Raw genomic sequence first — 16,573 nt, 5'->3', positions numbered from 1 at the left:
TACGGTATAAACAAAAGTACTTGTTGTGGCGCCTACTGCTGGAATAAAAGTTCCTGCCGTTGCGTTAAAGTTTCCGCCTGTTCCTAAAGTACGAGTCCAAACTCCTCCTGTTTGTTCGCCTGTTATCAAACTGAACAAATCAATTGAAGTTGTACTAGTCTCACAAATCGTTGTGCTTCCATCTGTTCCTGCTGTTGGTTGCGCATTAATTGTTATAGTTGCGGTACTTGTATCATTTACACATGGTGCGGTTCCAATTACTTCGTATTGAAATACACTTGTTGTTGCTCCTATTGCTGGTGTGAATGTTCCTGCAATTGCATCGAAAGTACCTCCTGTTCCTGAAGTTTGCGTCCAAACACCTCCTGTTTGCTCGCCTGATATCAAACTGAATAAATCGATTGTTGCAGAACTTGTCTCACAAACAACTGTTGATCCATCTAATCCTGCAGTAGGCTGCGGGTTGATGTTGATTGTTGCCGTGCTGGTGTCTGATGAAACTGGTGCAGTAGCTGTTGAAACAGTATAAGTAAAAACACTATTGGTTGCTCCAGGCGCTGGAGTATACGTTCCGGCAGTTGCATTAAAGACACCGCCTGAACCTGAAGTCTGAGACCAAACGCCACCAGTATCTTCACCTGATATCAAACTGAATAAATCAATCGTCGCTGTACTAGAATCACAAACCGTTGTACTTCCATCTGTTCCTGCATCTACCAAAAGATTCAAAATAAAGCTTCTAGTTTCATCACAAGAATTTCCACTTGACAAATCTCTAATGGCCACATATATAATTTGACCATTACTTAAAGCAGTATACGCTGCTGGATTAGTAATAGGATTTGCAACGTTTTGTGCATCAGGCAAATTCAAATGATACGAAATATCATAATCAAAAGAACTTCCACCATTTAAAATTACACTTGTATTAGAAGTTAAGTTAAAAACAGGATTAGAAGCTGGCTGACTTAAATTATTAGGATTTGCAATTGGCAATGGCGGGTAATACTCTACCAAGAACGGACAACTACTAGATTGCGTTCCGTTTGGGTTTTGAATTACCACCTGATAAGTTCCCGGTTGAGAAATAGTGTAATTATTATTGTTAGAATTTGGAATTGGATTCCCATTTAAACTCCAAGTATAAATAGCACCTGGCGTAGGCGAAAGTTGCGCAGTAACCACTCTAGTTTTTCCAGAACAAATAGCCGTTTGATCAGCAATAGTGAAACCTGTACTTCCAAAACCATTTGTTTGAACTGGGAAATTAAAACTTCCAGCAGCGAGAAATACAGCTGAATCGAATGCAGTATCTTGTCTATCTTGTATGACAAGCTTAATATGATAAGTATTGTTTGGAATAACAGCCGATTGCGCTGTCATAACTACAGTGTTACCATTAAAATTAACAGCAGGACTCCCAACATTATTAAAAGATCCAAAATAAGTAGGGTTCACTGAAGGACAAGCAGCATTGTACAAGTTATTCCTAACTGTTACTACTGAAACTGGTGTAGTGGTTGTAGGAACTAAAGCTATGTTAGTAAAAGGAGTACCCGCAGTAGTATTAGTTAAAAAGAAAGCAAACGAATCTGAATAGTCACATTGATAAGTTCCATATTCCTCTGATGCAAAAAGGAAGTCAAAACTCATAGTATTTGTTAAAGGAACAAAATCAAATTCTAATATTGTAGCATTATTGAATTGCGTAGTAGAAGGTTCAATTCCCTGCGCTATCAAATAATTAGATAATTGAGCATCACCTGACCAAGCGGTACTACCGTTACTTTGAGCAGCGAGAGTATTTGGTCCAGCTGCTGCTGTTGCCCTACCAGTACTCAATATTATACCTTCTGCTAAAGGAAATGCAGGATTTGCATTTGTGAAATATCCAATTCCATTATCAGCTGGAACACCAAAATTTGTACCTGTACTCCAAGTAATATTTGAAATAGAACCCGTACATGCATTACCATTCTGTCCTGGTTGTAAACTAAACAATTTTTCTCGAACCAATTGAGGCACCGTAAAAGCTGTTGTACTTACATTTATAGCTTGGGAAAAACCAGTAAAGTAGGATATTAAAAAAGTTAAAAAAAGTAAAATTCTTTTCATAAATTATAGCTAAAAGTCAAACATTATGAACCAATATATAACGGAACAAGTGTTAATTAATTGTTTAAAAGTCCAAATATAAACATTCAGAGAAAATAACTTTGTTAAATTTGTAGAAATTTAAATTACACTCATGAAAATTACGATAAAAGATACTCAAAACCCAACCATCATAAAATTCGAATTCCCAGATTTTATTACGCAAAACGAAAGTTATGAGTTTAAAAATATTGATGAAGCCAAAAATTCGCCTTTGGCACAGCAGTTATTTTACCTTCCGTTTGTGAAAACAGTTTACATTTCTGGAAATTTCATAGCTATTGAGCGTTTCAGTATTGTAGAATGGGACGATGTTAAAGATGCTGTAGCCGAACAAATTGAAGAATATGTAAAATCGGGTTCTAAAATTCTAATTGAAGACGCATCGAAACCAAAAAAATCGGCACTAACGGTTTACGGAGAAACAACTCCAAATCCGTCGACGTTAAAATTTGTTGTGAGCAGATTATTAACCAAAACAGCAGCAGAATTTAAAAATATCGATGATACATCAGCTTCACCGTTAGCCAAAGAACTTTTTAAATTTCCGTTTGTTAAAGAGATTTTTATCGACGAAAATTATATTTCGGTTACCAAATACGAAGTGGCAACTTGGGAAGAAATTACTTTAGAAATCCGAACTTTTATTAAAGAATACATCGAAAATGGAGGAACAGTTATTGACGAAACATTAATTATTGAAAATCCGAAACTAGAAAAACAACAAATTAAGAATTTTGATAATCTGGATACAACATCGCAACAAATTATCAATATTTTAGAAGAATACGTTAAACCTGCAGTTGCTGCCGATGGTGGAAATATTCTTTTTGATTCGTATGATGAGAACAGCAAACGAGTAAAAGTAATTTTACAAGGTTCTTGCAACGGTTGTCCATCGTCAACATTTACATTAAAAAACGGAATCGAAAACATGCTAAAAGACATGCTGAACGATGAAGCAATTATCGTAGAAGCTTTGAATGCTTAATTTATGATTTAATCGCATAAAAAAAACCTTCGTTATTGAAGGTTTTTTTTATGCTAATTATTTTTTTCTAACGATTTTAAATCAAGTTCTTTACCATTGATGTCGTAAAATTTGTAGCGGTATTTCAACTTTCCGTTGAGTTCTTCTATATCCACATGCATTTGGTAAAATCCTTTGCTCCACTCTACAATTACATCAAAATAGTAATCGCCAACGCCAAAACTACTTGGCAAATTACTTACATAAACCAGTTTTTTGGTTTTCAGATTTAAGGTATTTATCTCAATATTATTATAAGCACCAACATCTTCGCTATCAAATGTTTGTCCCATATAATTGTACTGATTCGATTTTTTCTTAGTTTTCTTATCACGATTTTCGTTGTAAATATCTTTAACTGAAAAAATTACTTCTTTCAATGAATATTTTCCAACATTAACCAAGTTAAACTTGATCTGATGGTTGTACATTAACCGATGTACTTTTTTACCACCATCTTCAATATCGGCTTTTTCAGCAAGATCAGCATCCGAAATTTCTACAATTGGCAAATTCTGATCGATAATTTCAACATAAGATTCTGATTTCAATTTTGCGATTTTGCTTTCAGCAGCTTCCACTTTTTCTTGAGATTCAACAACATCATTTTCTAAGATAGCCACTTTTTGATTTGCAACGGCAACCTCAGTATTCACTTCGTCAGTTTCGTCTACGGTCAAGTTGTTTTTTTCTCGATAAAGAGAATAAACCGAACCTATTATTAACGCACATCCAACTACAAGTGCTAAGATTAATGTTATCATAGTCGCATTCTTTTTCATACCAAAATTTGGTTTCAAAGGATAAAAGTTTTTAAAAGTACTGTTTTTTTAATTATCCTTAAATAACATTCTAAATTATTAGATGAATCGAATTGTTTTATCGATTTAATGCTATTTTATAAAAAAAATAACTTCGAACTACAGAAATTTAAATTAAGAAAGCAATAAAAGAAGCGAGTATTTCTTCTTAAAATAAAATCGACGATAGCTAATTGGTGATTAAAATTAAAGTCCTAATTATAGTTAAACTGATAAAATAACCAATACGAGAATGAACTAATTTCTGAATATTTAAAATGACTAAAACTAATTAGCTAGAAAAATTAAACTATTTATAATTGATGAACAAATTAAAAAAAAGAATGAAATTTCAACCTAAATTAAAAATCTATCCGACAAAACATTGGCTTAACCTTTAGAAAACGCAAATGATGAAAATAATGATTGTTTTTCACAAATAAACCTCATAAAAATAGTTCGAAATTAAAATACTACATAATAGCTTTTCGCTCTGTAAATATTATTATTCCCTAACTAGCACCAAAGTTTCATATACCAAATCACCGTTAGTTGCTGGATCTATCTCTTGATAACGTAAATGCATTTCGTTCTTTGTAAATAAGGTAACTTCACATGTTTCTGGGAATGGTGTACCTGAATGCAATAATGTACCTTGTTGGTCTATTGTATAATTTCCAGCAGCTACTTGATTTGTACAATCACTATAATAGTTAATAGTTCTCATGTCTAATGGAGATGGGAAATTATAAATTACCTCATTACGCTGTGTTGAACATGCTGATACATCTGGTACAACTGTACCATCTTCTTTAATATATTCTTTTAAATACCACGTTCCTTTTATCGTCTCTCGTGATAATTTATAAGTTTCGCCTTCATCTTTACTGCAAGAAAGCAGAGCTACTGTTATGGTTAATACGATAATTACTTTTTTCATTTTTACTTTGTTTAAATTATATTACTTCTATATAGAGCACAGTATACTAGCTAGATTTCCATGTAGTAATCTGAATATATCTTTTTAATCTTTTTTTTCAAAAATTAATTTAAATCTAATTTAAATTCTAAAATATAAATCAACTTTTAAAACATAAATTGAATACATTACTCCAAAATTAAAATTCGCCAAAAATATAAAAAATAGTTCAACAATCAGGACACATTTTAAGGAGCCTAATTGTCCGTTATATAATTCTACAGCTGGTAAAAATTCTTAAGTACTGTTTTTTTAATTATCCTTAAATAACATTCTAAATTATTAGATGAAGCGAATTGTTTTATCGATTTAAGGCAAAATGTTGCAATAAAAAAAGTCCGAAACTTTCATTTCGGACTTTTTGTGCGGATAATAGGACTCGAACCTACACGCCTTGCGGCACCAGATCCTAAGTCTGGCATGTCTACCAATTTCACCATATCCGCGAAATTATCTCACTAGATTAAAGATTCTCATTTGTGTTCGATGAATCTCCGATTTTGTGAGTGCAAATATAAACAATACTTTGTAATTTCCAACACTCAAATAACAAATTCCAAAAAAAATAAAACACATCAAAAAAAATTGGAATTTGGAATTTAAATATTGGGATTTGAATTCGTATATTTGACCTTATAATCAAATTCAAAAATGGACAATATAAAACAATACGTTCAAGAAAATAAAGAGCGATTTCTTGACGAATTAATCGAATTATTAAAGATTCCTTCGGTAAGTGCCGACACTGCTTACTCTCAAGATGTAATTGATACTGCCAACGCTGTGAAAGTTTCGTTAGAAAAAGCAGGTTGCAATCATGTTGAAATTTGCGAAACGCCAGGTTATCCAATAGTTTTTGGAGAACATATTATTGATAAAAATCTTCCGACTGTTTTGGTTTACGGACATTACGATGTGCAACCGCCAGATCCAATAGAGCTTTGGACTTCACCTCCATTTGAACCCGTAATAAAAACAACAGAAATTCATCCAGAAGGAGCCATTTTTGCTCGTGGTGCTTGCGACGATAAAGGTCAAATGTACATGCACGTAAAAGCATTCGAATACATGATTCAAAGCAATTCGCTTCCATGCAATGTAAAATTCATGATTGAAGGTGAAGAAGAAGTGGGTTCTAAAAGCCTTAGCGGATTTGTTCAAGAAAATCAAGAAAAATTATCATGTGATGTCATTTTGATTTCTGATACTGGAATGATTTCCAACCAACAACCGTCAATTACAACAGGATTGCGTGGTTTAAGTTACGTTGAAGTTGAAGTTACAGGACCAAACCGCGACTTACATTCGGGACTTTATGGTGGTGCTGTGGCAAATCCTATCAATGTATTAACAAAAATGATTGCCTCGTTGCATGACGAAAATAATCACATTACCATTCCAGGATTTTATGATAAAGTAGAAGAACTTTCTGCTGCCGAAAGAGCTGAAATGGCAAAGGCACCTTTCAATTTAGACAATTATAAAAAAGCATTGGATATTGAAGATATTTATGGCGAAACAGGTTATGTTACCAACGAAAGAAACTCCATTCGTCCAACATTAGACGTAAACGGAATTTGGGGCGGATATACTGGCGAAGGTGCAAAAACTGTTATCGCAAGCAAAGCTTATGCTAAAATTTCGATGCGTTTAGTTCCAAATCAAGATTGGGAAGAAATCACGGAATTGTTTAAAAATCACTTTGAAAGTATCGCACCAAAATCGGTAAAAGTTAAAGTGACACCACATCATGGTGGTCAAGGTTACGTTACTCCAATTGACAGTATTGGTTACAAAGCCGCTAACAAAGCATACACAGAAACTTTTGGAGTTCCTGCAATTCCAGTACGTTCTGGAGGAAGTATCCCAATTGTGGCGTTATTCGAAAAAGAATTAAAATCTAAAACTATTTTAATGGGATTTGGATTGGATTCTGATGCCATTCACTCACCAAACGAACATTTTGGAATTTTTAATTACTTGAAAGGTATTGAAACGATTCCGTTGTTCTACAAGTATTTTGTGGAATTATCTAAATAATAATTGCCATTCTAAACTCCGTCAGAGTTTATAACTCTGACGGAGTTAGTTAAATATAATCCGTTTATTCTTAATTGAGTAAGCGGATTTTTTTATACACCTACTTGTCATTTCGACGAAGGAAAAATCACATCAAATAGTAAGATTAGAATTTATTTTTTATTTTAGCTGCGCTCAGTTCGGCCATGCCTCGGGCGGGCGTTACCTTGTTGCATAACATTTATCCAAAAATGAAATTTCCGTAAGCAACAAGGTCGGGCTGTCCGTTCCCAATCTTTTTATTCGCTACCTTCGAGAACCTCAGGCAACGAATAAAAAGGATTTCCACTTCCATCCCTAACGCAAACCCAGGTAAATAGACGTAAATGTTAAATTTTAACTCTACACTTGTAGAAGTAAAATTTTATTCTACATTTGTAGAGTTAATTCTAAAAACGTAGAGCAATGCAATTATCCAATTCAGAAGAACAATTAATGGAGCATTTATGGAAACTTGAAAAAGCTTTCATGAAAGATTTGCTAGAAGCCTTTCCAGACCCAAAACCAGCTACAACAACAGTCGCAACTTTATTGAAACGAATGATTGATAAAAATTTTGTGGCTTACAACGAATTTGGAAATTCAAGAGAATATTATCCGTTGGTGAAAAAAGAAGATTATTTCTCAAAACACGTAAACGGATTGATTAAAAATTTCTTCAACGACTCGGCTTCACAATTCGCTTCGTTTTTTACAACCTCCACTAATTTGAGTCAAAAAGAATTGGAAGACTTAAAAAAAATCATTGATGTAGAACTTCAAAAAAAGAAAAAATGATCGACTTTCTATTAAAATCAACCATCAGTTTAACCGTTTTTCTGGGTTTCTATCATCTAGTTTTAGAGAGAGAAAAAATGCATCAGTTCAATCGATTTTATCTTTTGTTTTCAATAGTAATTTCGCTTGCAATTCCGTTTCTAACATTTGAAATTATCAAAATTGTTCCTGTAGTTCAAAACTTTGAACCTCTAAATACGGTCATAACCTCAGCCGTAATTCCTGAAAACGAAATTCAAGGAACTAGTTTACCAATAGAAGAAAACATCAACTTCATACCATACATTCTTTGGAGTTTGTACGGAATAATTAGCTTTCTATTATTATTACGATTTTGGAAAAATATTTGGAAATTAATTTCAAAATCTAAATCCAATCCAATTGTAAAATACAAAAATGCAAATTTGGTTTTAGTTGATGAGAAAACGCTTCCGCACACCTTTTTGAATTCGATATTTATCAATTTTGACGACTACAACAATAGGAATATTGAAGACGAATTGTACACCCACGAGCTTGTTCACGTTACTCAAAAGCATACGTTAGACATTTTATATATTGAATTTTTGAAAGTCATTTTTTGGTTCAATCCGCTATTTATTTTTTACAAAAAAGCCATTCAACTCAACCACGAATTTCTTGCTGATGAAGAAATTGTGAAAACCTATAATAATGTTCCGTTTTATCAAAATTTACTTTTGCAAAAAGGAAACGGAAACCAAACAATTTACTTGGCCAGTAATTTGAATTATTTAGTAACCAAAAAACGATTGATTATGATGACAAAAAGCACATCGCAAAAAATAGCACTACTAAAAAAAGCAGCAATTGTTCCAATCCTTGCCGGATTAATTTACTTTTTTTGTATAGAAGTTGTGGCGCAAGAGAAAATTATTAATACAAATTCTGAAGAAGTAAAATCTGAAATAACGGATAAAGATAAAATTAGAGATAGTTATTACAGTGGTGTTTACGTGAAAATATGTGACGAAAAAACAAAGAGAAATAATGTTACTCTTTATGAAAATTTATCTTTAAAAGACAAAAGAAAATATCTAGATTTCATTCCTGAAATGATGATTGAAAAAGAAATTCCTGAGCAATTATTTGAAAAAATGAAAACTCGAGATTTCAAAATCGCAATTAACAATAGATTAATTAATAAAGATGAAATCAAAAAATACAAACGAACCGATTTCAACTATTATTCCTATAGTTTTGTTCACAAAAATGCAAGATCTAAACGTTTTCCTCAAGAATATCAATATACACTTTACACAAAAGAATATTTTGCTAAAAACATAAAAAACAGTCATGTTCATTTCAAAGGCGATACCGTAATAATTGGAAATGTTAGCTATCAAACTGCAATGAAAAATAAAATAGCCAAAACTTTGAAAGCAGACACACTTGTTTGGTATACAGAAGGCAAAGAAGGGTATAATTTATATATGGATGATAAAAAAGAAAAGAAAGTTATCGTAATTGATGCTGGTCATGGCGGCCAGGATTTTGGAGCAACAAAAGGTGAATTGAATGAAAAAAATTTAGCTTCAGAAATAGCAAAAAAAATTAAAGAAATGCAATCTGATTCAGATGTAGCAATTCATTTCACTAGAACTAATGATGAATTTATTTCTTTAAACGATCGAACTAATTTAATTAATAACCTAAATCCTGATTTAGTTATATCACTTCATATAAATAACACTAAAAACACCAACGCTAGCGGATTTGAAGTTTTCATAAGTGATAAAACCGATTTATTAGATAAAAATAAAGAGTTTGCTGAAAAACTTTCCTCAAAATTATCTAAAACACAACTAAGAAACAGAGGTTTAAAAACTGCTCCTTTTTGGATTTTGAAAAATTCTATCTGTCCTTCAATGGTGGTTGAACTTGGTTTTATTTCAAATGAAAATGATAGAAATTTTATTTCAAGTGAAAAAGGTCAAACCGAAATTGCAAAACATATAGTAGCTTTTATTTCTGAAGTAAAGTGATTTAGTTACATAAATAGCCTAAACAAATCCGCTCTAATCAAGCGGATTTTTCAAATAAAACAATTTGAAAAGCAACGACTAACCAAACTAATTTTCAACATTTTACAACATAATAAAATATTTGGCGTTAAATTTGTATATCAATCATCACCCGAGGCGTAGCCGAACTGTTTGGAGCGTAGCGGAAAAAATCATCATAAAATCAATCAATCATGTTAAAACGTTTTTTTATTCTTTGTTCTGGTGTCGACACTGACATCGTGAACGGTTGTTCCAACGGCGAACAAAACAAATATGCTGGCATTGGAGCCACAGTGTTCTTCACAGCAATTATGGCTTTTGTAGCCAGTAGTTATGCTCTTTTTACAGTTTTTGACAACGTCTACACCGCAGTTTTCTTTGGGTTAGTTTGGGGATTTCTAATCTTCAATCTCGACCGATTTATTGTTTCAACCATCAAAAAACGCGATAATTTTCTAGACGAATTTATTCAGGCAACACCTCGAATTGCTTTGGCGATTATTATTGCAATTGTAATTTCGAAACCATTGGAAATCAAAATCTTTCAGAAAGAAATTGAAACGGTTCTATTGAAAGAGAAAAACGAAATGGCAATGGCCAATAAAAAACAAGTTGCCAATTATTTTCAAAGCGATGTCGATAAAAACAAAGCCGAAATCGATGCATTAAAAAGTGATATTGCTAAAAAAGAAAAAGAAGTAAACGATTTATACGCAACATATATCACTGAAGCAGAAGGAACAGCAGGAACAAAAAAGCTGGGTAAAGGTCCGGTTTATGCCGAAAAAAGATTGAAACACGATGCGCAATTGAAAGTTTTAGATTCTTTAAAAGCAGCAAGTGCATTAAAAATTACTGAAAAAGAAGCGAAAGCCAAAACACTACAAGCCGATCTTGACAAAAAAGTAACCGAAACACAACCTATTATTGATGGTTTTGACGGATTAATGGCAAGAATAAACGCTTTGAATAAATTACCTTGGTTGCCATCGTTTTTTATAATGTTGTTGTTTCTAGCTATTGAAACTTCACCTATTATTGCCAAATTACTTTCTCCGAGAAGTGAATACGATTTCAAGCAAGAAGATGCAGAAATGGGCATTAAAAATGTATTGGCTCAAAATCGCTATCAAAGTGATTTACAACGAAAAACCGATGCAGAAATCTACGATAAAGTTTATGCCGATATTAAAGAAGACCGAGAACTTTACAATTATAAGAAAAAAGGCGCAATGGATTTATTGAAATTACAAGCCGATGGATTTGTTGAAAAACAGAAGAAGTCGATGTAATAATTAATTTACACAAAATAAAAAGCTCTAAACTTGATTGTTTAGAGCTTTTTTATTGATGTACAATTACATCTATGATTTTATTAATCGTTCTGATTTTGACTTAGAAGTAACACCTTTTTTGCCACCACTAATTTGTAAATCATCTAGAACGTGAATTGCTTCTTCTACATAAATGTCTTTAGATAAACTTTCGTACCAACGGATACGTTTTTCTTTTAAAGTTTCATCCTTTTGCATAAGCTCTTGTTCGTAAGGAAGTGCTTTAAATTGTAATGAATTCGTATAATCAGCAATAGCTTTATACTTTTTATTAGTTTCCTCTAAAGCCTTTTGTTCTTGCTTGAACTTATCAATTTGCAAACTGTAAACGTTTTCTTTATTACGCTCGTCTAGCCATTTTGCATTTTCGTCAATCAATTTCATTTGCGGATTATTTTGCAAACGCTTCTTACTATTGGCAATAGCCATATTGAAGTTATTCTGTTTCGACCAAACATTATAATCTGCTGGATCAATTTTATCCCAAGACATAGCGTTTTCAACATCACGTTCGCCCATTCTTAAATATGCATAACGATCGGCCATAACGATATCACTTGCAACACCTTCTAATTGCGTAGAACCTCCATTAATTCTATAAAATTTTTGAGTGGTTGTTTTCAAAGCACCTAAATCACCATATGTACTTCCTCGAACAAACTGATTCAAATCGATAACATTTTGCACAGTACCTTTTCCATAAGTTTGTTTACTTCCTAAAATCACAGCACGTTTATAATCTTGCATTGCAGCCGCTAAAATTTCAGATGCTGAAGCAGAAAATTCGTTGGTCATGATTACCAAAGGTCCATCCCACTCCACTTTTTTATCTCTATCATACAAAACTTCTTTTTTACCAGCCGCTGATTTTATCTGTACAATTGGTCCTTGCTCGATAAACAATCCGCCAATATCAACAACTGTTTTCAAAGAACCTCCTCCGTTATCTCTAACATCTACAATTATTCCTTGCACATTGGCCGCTTTTAGTCTTTCAACTTCAAGGGCAACGTCTTTACCTGCATCGCGACTGTCTTGATTATCAAAATCGATATAAAATTTAGGCAAATAAATAATTCCGTATTTCAAGCCATTTTTTTCAACAATACTTGATTTTGCATAGGTTTCTTCTATTTCTACTTCGTCACGTATAATCGAAATAACTTTTATTGTTCCATCGGTTCTTTTTACGGTAAGTCGAACTTCTGTTCCTTTTGGACCTTTAATTTTTTTAACAACATCATCAAGACGCATACCTACAACATCAACAGGTTCGGCATTTCCTTGCGCTACTTTTAAAACAACATCACCAGCTTCTAATTCTTTACCTTTCCAAGCTGGACCACCAGATATTAATTCAGTAATTTCTGTGAAATCGTTTTTCTTTTGAAGTCTTGCGCCAATTCCTTCTAATTTTCCGCTCATGCTCACATCAAAACGTTCTTTTTCGTCGGCAGGAAAATAAGAAGTATGTGGATCAAATCGAGATGCGATTGAATTTAGAAATACAGAAAACCAATCTTCTCTATCCAAATCTTTAATAACACCAAAATATTCGTTTAATGATTTTAAAGTACTTTCACGAGTTGAAACTTCAAGTTCTTCGTACGATTTTGGTTTGTCATTTTTTTCTTTTTCTAAGGACTCCAAAAACTTTTTCTCTAATTCCGGAGTATATTTAGCACCTAATTTAGATTTGTATTCGGCAACTCGATCAGCTTCAGATTTACCTGCATTTTTAGCAATATCTTCTTGCAATTTTTGCTTGTCTACCAAAGATGCTAATGCCGATAATTTTACTTGTTTTCTCCAACGATCTTTCAACCCAGCAACATCAGTAGCAAATGGCATTTTTTCATAATCGGTATTGATATCTTCGTTTACAGTATAATCAAATGGATTTTCTAAAGCTGCTTTGTAGTAACTTTTACTTTCGTCCATTCGTTTCATCAAACGAGAATAAGTCAAATCGAAAAAAGTAAGGTCTTTTTCTTTAATTGCATCATCAATTTTAGTTTCATATTTAGCAAATTCATCAACGTCTGATTGCAAAAAGAAACGTTTAGAAGGATCTAAAGCAGCAATATAATCTTTATAAACTCCTTTTGAAAAAGCATCATCTATAGCTTGCGGATTATAATGTCCTCTTTCAATTACAAATGTCAGTAATTCCAAAAGTGCTTTATCTTTTTCTGGGTCGCTAGCTTTAGACTTAGGAATAAAACTCCATAAGCCAATAGATAAAACTGCGACAACGAGTATTATTTTATAATGTCTTTTCATAAATTGAATTGTTGTATTCATTAAATTTTTCATCTAAATTACGTAAAAAACTATGCCAAGAAATAAGAACCTCGCATAATTTTTTGTTAAAACCACTACTGTGGCTCAAAGTTATAAAATTTGTATCGGAATAAGTACTAAAAACATTACTTTTGTTACACTGCAAATTAAATTAAAATGTCAAAAAAACCACTTATTTTAGTTACCAACGACGATAGTATTTCGGCTCCAGGAATTCGTGCCTTGATTGCTGTGATGAGCGAAATTGGTGAAGTTGTTGTAGTTGCGCCAGACAGTCCGCAAAGTGCAATGGGACATGCTATTACTATAAACAATACGCTTCATTTGAATAAAGTTTCAGCAGAAAATGCTGCTATTTTAGAATACAGTTGCTCAGGAACTCCTGTAGATTGCGTAAAAATGGCGGTTAACGAAATCTTGAAAAGAAAACCAGATTTGTGCGTTTCTGGTGTAAACCATGGTTCTAATTCCTCAATAAATGTAATTTATTCTGGAACTATGAGTGCGGCTGTAGAAGCTGGAATAGAAGGTATTCCTGCTATTGGTTTTTCACTTTTGGACTACAGTTGGAATGCCGATTTTGAACAAATAAAACCATTTATAAAGAAAATTGCACTTCAGGTTTTACAAAATGGACTTACTGAAGGAACCGTTCTGAATGTGAATTTTCCAAAGTTAAAGACCGAAGAAATCAAAGGAATTAAAATTTGCAGACAAGCAAAAGCTATGTGGCAAGAAAAGTTTGACAAGCGCGTTACACCTTTTGGAAAAGAATACTATTGGTTAACAGGCGAGTTTGTAAACCAAGACAAAGGTGAAGATACTGATGAATGGGCGTTGGCAAACCACTACATTTCTATCGTGCCAGTTCAATTTGATCTAACCGCGCATCATTCTATTGCCACTTTAAACACTTGGGAATTTTAATATTAGATTTTAGATAGTAAATACATGAAAAAAACAGACTTGCTTATTGGCTTTATCATAGGAATTGCAGTTGCATTTGTAGGCACATTTTTATTTCTACTATCGTTTACAGAATACAAAACGTTGTCTGATATTCAATTGATAAAACAAGAAGGACTTTTGGGAAAAGTAGTTACGCTTGGTGCTATTTTAAACATTATTATCTTTTTTTTACTTTTAAAAATCAATAAAGAATTGATGGCTAGAGGAATTGTTTTAGCTACAATCGTCCTTGCATTATTAACTGTATTTTTGTAATTATGAACTACTATATCATTGCTGGCGAAGCTTCTGGAGATTTACATGGATCCAATTTAATGAAGGAATTGTATCTAAAAGATGCAACTGCAAATATTAGATTTTGGGGTGGCGATTTGATGCAAAAAACTGGTGGAACGCTTGTAAAACATTATCGCGAATTGGCTTTTATGGGATTTGCAGAAGTGGTAATGAATTTGAAAACGATTCTCAATAACATCAAATTTTGCAAATCTGATATAGAAAACTTCAACCCTGACATCATTATCTTTATTGATTATCCTGGTTTTAATATGCGAATTGCAAAATGGGCTAAGCAAAAAGGCATTAAAACTCATTATTATATTGCGCCTCAAATTTGGGCTTGGAAAGAAAATCGCATAAAAGAAATTAAAAGAGATTTTGATAAACTGTCAGTAATTTTACCTTTTGAAAAAGATTTTTTCGAAAAGAAACATAATTTTCCAGTAGAATTTGTAGGCCATCCATTGATTGATGCTATTCATAATCGAACAACAGCCGATGTAGATTCTTTTAAAAAAGACAACAATTTGGATAGCAAACCGATAATTGCAATTTTACCTGGAAGTCGGAAGCAAGAAATATCCAAAATGCTAAGTATAATGTTGAGTGTTGTTGACGATTTTCCAGAATATCAATTTGTAATTGCTGGTGCTCCAAGTCAAGAATATTCGTTTTACGAACAGTTTTTGAATGGTAAAAACATAAAATTTGTTTCCAATAAAACCTACGATTTACTTAGTAATTCTCAAGCTGCACTAGTCACATCTGGAACAGCAACCTTAGAGACTGCATTATTTAAGGTTCCTGAAGTAGTGTGTTACAAAGGCGGATGGATTTCGTATCAAATTGCTAAACGAATCATCACATTAAAATATATTTCGTTAGTAAATTTAATTATGGATGAAGAAGTCGTTACCGAATTGATTCAAGACGAATGCAATACTAAAAGAATTAAAGCAGAATTGAGCAAATTACTAGACACAAATTATCGTGAAAATCTGTTGCGAAAATATAATGAATTAGAGCTGAAACTTGGCGGAATTGGCGCAAGCGAAAAAGTTGCTTCTTTAATTGTTAATCAAATTTCGTAAATTACTTAAATTTCATTTTTTTATATTTGTCAAAAAAATATATATTTTGAGGCAAATTATTCTTATTTTATTACTTTCAATAGCAGTTGTTTCTTGTAAATCAACATCTCCAAATGTGATTACAACTAAAAAAGAAGCTATCAAGAAAAACAAATACGATTACAATTTAGGAAACCGAATTACTTCGATAGAAAAGAAAATGAAAGAGCAAAAATTATTTTTTGCTAAAATAGATAACCGGGAATTAGAAGTTATCAAAATAGAACCTAATAAAACAATCAACCTTGATAATGGTGAAGAAGATATTATTATTTCTTCTGAAGATGCCAATTACTTGTCGGAACAATTGGTAAATAATGCTTCGGATAATTTGGGAAGCCGTTACAAAAGTGGTGGAATTTCTAAGAAAGGTTTCGATTGTTCTGGTTTAGTATATGCTACTTTTAAAAATTTTGATATTATTCTTCCGAGGGTTTCTACCGACATGGCTAAAATTGGTAGAGTTTTACAACGAAATGAAATACGCCGAGGCGATTTGATTTTTTTTAGAACCAATGGCAGAAAACACATCAATCATGTTGGAATGGTGCTGGAAGCCGATGGAGACAATATTAAATTCATACATTCTTCAACTAAACATGGCGTTATAATATCTACAACTAAAGGCACTTATTATGGTAGAACATTTGCACAAGTAAATCGTGTAATTGAATAAAATCATAATTTTCTTGTTAATATTATTATTTTTTTTAT

The 16,573-nt window shown here is 32.5% G+C and carries 13 protein-coding genes and 1 tRNA gene; 9 read left to right on the top strand and 5 right to left on the bottom strand.

Going from position 1 to position 16,573, the window contains the following annotated elements; all coding sequences use genetic code 11:
* The coding region (locus tag ACZ098_RS09540; RefSeq protein WP_487311525.1) for a choice-of-anchor L domain-containing protein at positions 1-2,115 on the bottom strand (2,115 nt) is incomplete at its 3' end.
* Positions 2,116-2,248: 133 nt separating this feature from the next.
* Between ACZ098_RS09540 and ACZ098_RS09535 the strand changes: the two genes are divergently transcribed.
* Positions 2,249-3,145 (top strand): NifU family protein, encoded by an 897-nt coding sequence (locus tag ACZ098_RS09535; protein ID WP_487311524.1) that lies wholly within the window; start codon positions 2,249-2,251, stop codon positions 3,143-3,145.
* A 53-nt stretch (positions 3,146-3,198) separates the two neighbouring features.
* Here ACZ098_RS09535 and ACZ098_RS09530 read toward each other — a convergent pair whose 3' ends face one another.
* The 3 genes from ACZ098_RS09530 to ACZ098_RS09520 all read right to left on the bottom strand — a co-directional run bounded on the left by ACZ098_RS09530 (position 3,199) and on the right by ACZ098_RS09520 (position 5,409).
* Complete coding sequence (locus ACZ098_RS09530) at positions 3,199-3,948, bottom strand: hypothetical protein (protein WP_487311523.1); 750 nt, start codon at positions 3,946-3,948, stop codon at positions 3,199-3,201.
* 541 nt (positions 3,949-4,489) lie between these two features.
* On the bottom strand, positions 4,490-4,924 hold the full coding sequence (locus ACZ098_RS09525; protein WP_487311522.1) for a hypothetical protein: 435 nt from the start codon (positions 4,922-4,924) through the stop codon (positions 4,490-4,492).
* Between the two features lie 403 nt (positions 4,925-5,327).
* Positions 5,328-5,409, bottom strand: a tRNA-Leu gene (locus ACZ098_RS09520).
* 205 nt (positions 5,410-5,614) lie between these two features.
* Here ACZ098_RS09520 and ACZ098_RS09515 point away from each other — a divergent pair.
* The 4 genes from ACZ098_RS09515 (at position 5,615) to ACZ098_RS09500 (ending at position 11,135) form a co-directional block, all read left to right on the top strand.
* On the top strand, positions 5,615-7,003 hold the full coding sequence (locus tag ACZ098_RS09515; RefSeq protein ID WP_487311521.1) for a dipeptidase: 1,389 nt from the start codon (positions 5,615-5,617) through the stop codon (positions 7,001-7,003).
* 444 nt (positions 7,004-7,447) lie between these two features.
* Positions 7,448-7,819, top strand: coding sequence for a BlaI/MecI/CopY family transcriptional regulator (locus ACZ098_RS09510; RefSeq protein ID WP_487311520.1), 372 nt, complete (start codon positions 7,448-7,450; stop codon positions 7,817-7,819).
* Positions 7,816-9,822 carry an N-acetylmuramoyl-L-alanine amidase gene (locus ACZ098_RS09505; protein ID WP_487311519.1) on the top strand — a complete coding sequence of 669 codons (2,007 nt, stop codon included), beginning with the start codon at positions 7,816-7,818 and terminating at the stop codon, positions 9,820-9,822. The genes ACZ098_RS09510 and ACZ098_RS09505 overlap by 4 nt, the downstream gene beginning before the upstream one ends.
* A 212-nt stretch (positions 9,823-10,034) precedes the next feature.
* Entirely contained in the window at positions 10,035-11,135 is a 1,101-nt protein-coding gene (locus ACZ098_RS09500) for a DUF4407 domain-containing protein (protein WP_487311518.1), read from the top strand.
* Positions 11,136-11,207: 72 nt separating this feature from the next.
* Here ACZ098_RS09500 and ACZ098_RS09495 read toward each other — a convergent pair whose 3' ends face one another.
* Positions 11,208-13,481, bottom strand: a complete 2,274-nt coding sequence (locus ACZ098_RS09495) for a carboxy terminal-processing peptidase (RefSeq protein ID WP_487311517.1) — start codon at positions 13,479-13,481, stop codon at positions 11,208-11,210.
* Between the two features lie 156 nt (positions 13,482-13,637).
* Between ACZ098_RS09495 and surE the strand changes: the two genes are divergently transcribed.
* The 4 genes from surE to ACZ098_RS09475 are packed head-to-tail and all read left to right on the top strand — an operon-like array spanning position 13,638 to position 16,535.
* Complete coding sequence (surE, locus tag ACZ098_RS09490; RefSeq protein ID WP_487311516.1) at positions 13,638-14,408, top strand: 5'/3'-nucleotidase SurE; 771 nt, start codon at positions 13,638-13,640, stop codon at positions 14,406-14,408.
* Positions 14,409-14,432: 24 nt separating this feature from the next.
* Complete coding sequence (locus tag ACZ098_RS09485) at positions 14,433-14,705, top strand: hypothetical protein (RefSeq protein WP_487311515.1); 273 nt, start codon at positions 14,433-14,435, stop codon at positions 14,703-14,705.
* 2 nt (positions 14,706-14,707) lie between these two features.
* Positions 14,708-15,820, top strand: coding sequence for a lipid-A-disaccharide synthase (gene lpxB, locus ACZ098_RS09480; protein ID WP_487311514.1), 1,113 nt, complete (start codon positions 14,708-14,710; stop codon positions 15,818-15,820).
* 46 nt (positions 15,821-15,866) lie between these two features.
* Positions 15,867-16,535 carry a C40 family peptidase gene (locus ACZ098_RS09475; RefSeq protein WP_487311513.1) on the top strand — a complete coding sequence of 223 codons (669 nt, stop codon included), beginning with the start codon at positions 15,867-15,869 and terminating at the stop codon, positions 16,533-16,535.
* Positions 16,536-16,573: the final 38 nt, after the last annotated feature.

This window comes from Flavobacterium sp. SP2 (genome assembly GCF_057626655.1).
Note: the sequence above shows the minus strand (reverse complement) of the source record. Positions and strands in the feature narration are given on the sequence as shown.

Excerpts from the sequence above, each read along its gene's own strand:
- ACZ098_RS09530 (WP_487311523.1), bottom strand. The coding sequence starts at position 3,948 with ATGATAACATTAATCTTAGCACTTGTAGTTGGATGTGCGTTAATAATA.
- surE (WP_487311516.1), top strand. The coding sequence starts at position 13,638 with ATGTCAAAAAAACCACTTATTTTAGTTACCAACGACGATAGTATTTCG.
- ACZ098_RS09510 (WP_487311520.1), top strand. The coding sequence starts at position 7,448 with ATGCAATTATCCAATTCAGAAGAACAATTAATGGAGCATTTATGGAAA.
- ACZ098_RS09500 (WP_487311518.1), top strand. The coding sequence starts at position 10,035 with ATGTTAAAACGTTTTTTTATTCTTTGTTCTGGTGTCGACACTGACATC.
- ACZ098_RS09505 (WP_487311519.1), top strand. The coding sequence starts at position 7,816 with ATGATCGACTTTCTATTAAAATCAACCATCAGTTTAACCGTTTTTCTG.
- ACZ098_RS09535 (WP_487311524.1), top strand. The coding sequence starts at position 2,249 with ATGAAAATTACGATAAAAGATACTCAAAACCCAACCATCATAAAATTC.
- ACZ098_RS09495 (WP_487311517.1), bottom strand. The coding sequence starts at position 13,481 with ATGAATACAACAATTCAATTTATGAAAAGACATTATAAAATAATACTC.
- ACZ098_RS09515 (WP_487311521.1), top strand. The coding sequence starts at position 5,615 with ATGGACAATATAAAACAATACGTTCAAGAAAATAAAGAGCGATTTCTT.
- ACZ098_RS09485 (WP_487311515.1), top strand. The coding sequence starts at position 14,433 with ATGAAAAAAACAGACTTGCTTATTGGCTTTATCATAGGAATTGCAGTT.
- lpxB (WP_487311514.1), top strand. The coding sequence starts at position 14,708 with ATGAACTACTATATCATTGCTGGCGAAGCTTCTGGAGATTTACATGGA.
- ACZ098_RS09525 (WP_487311522.1), bottom strand. The coding sequence starts at position 4,924 with ATGAAAAAAGTAATTATCGTATTAACCATAACAGTAGCTCTGCTTTCT.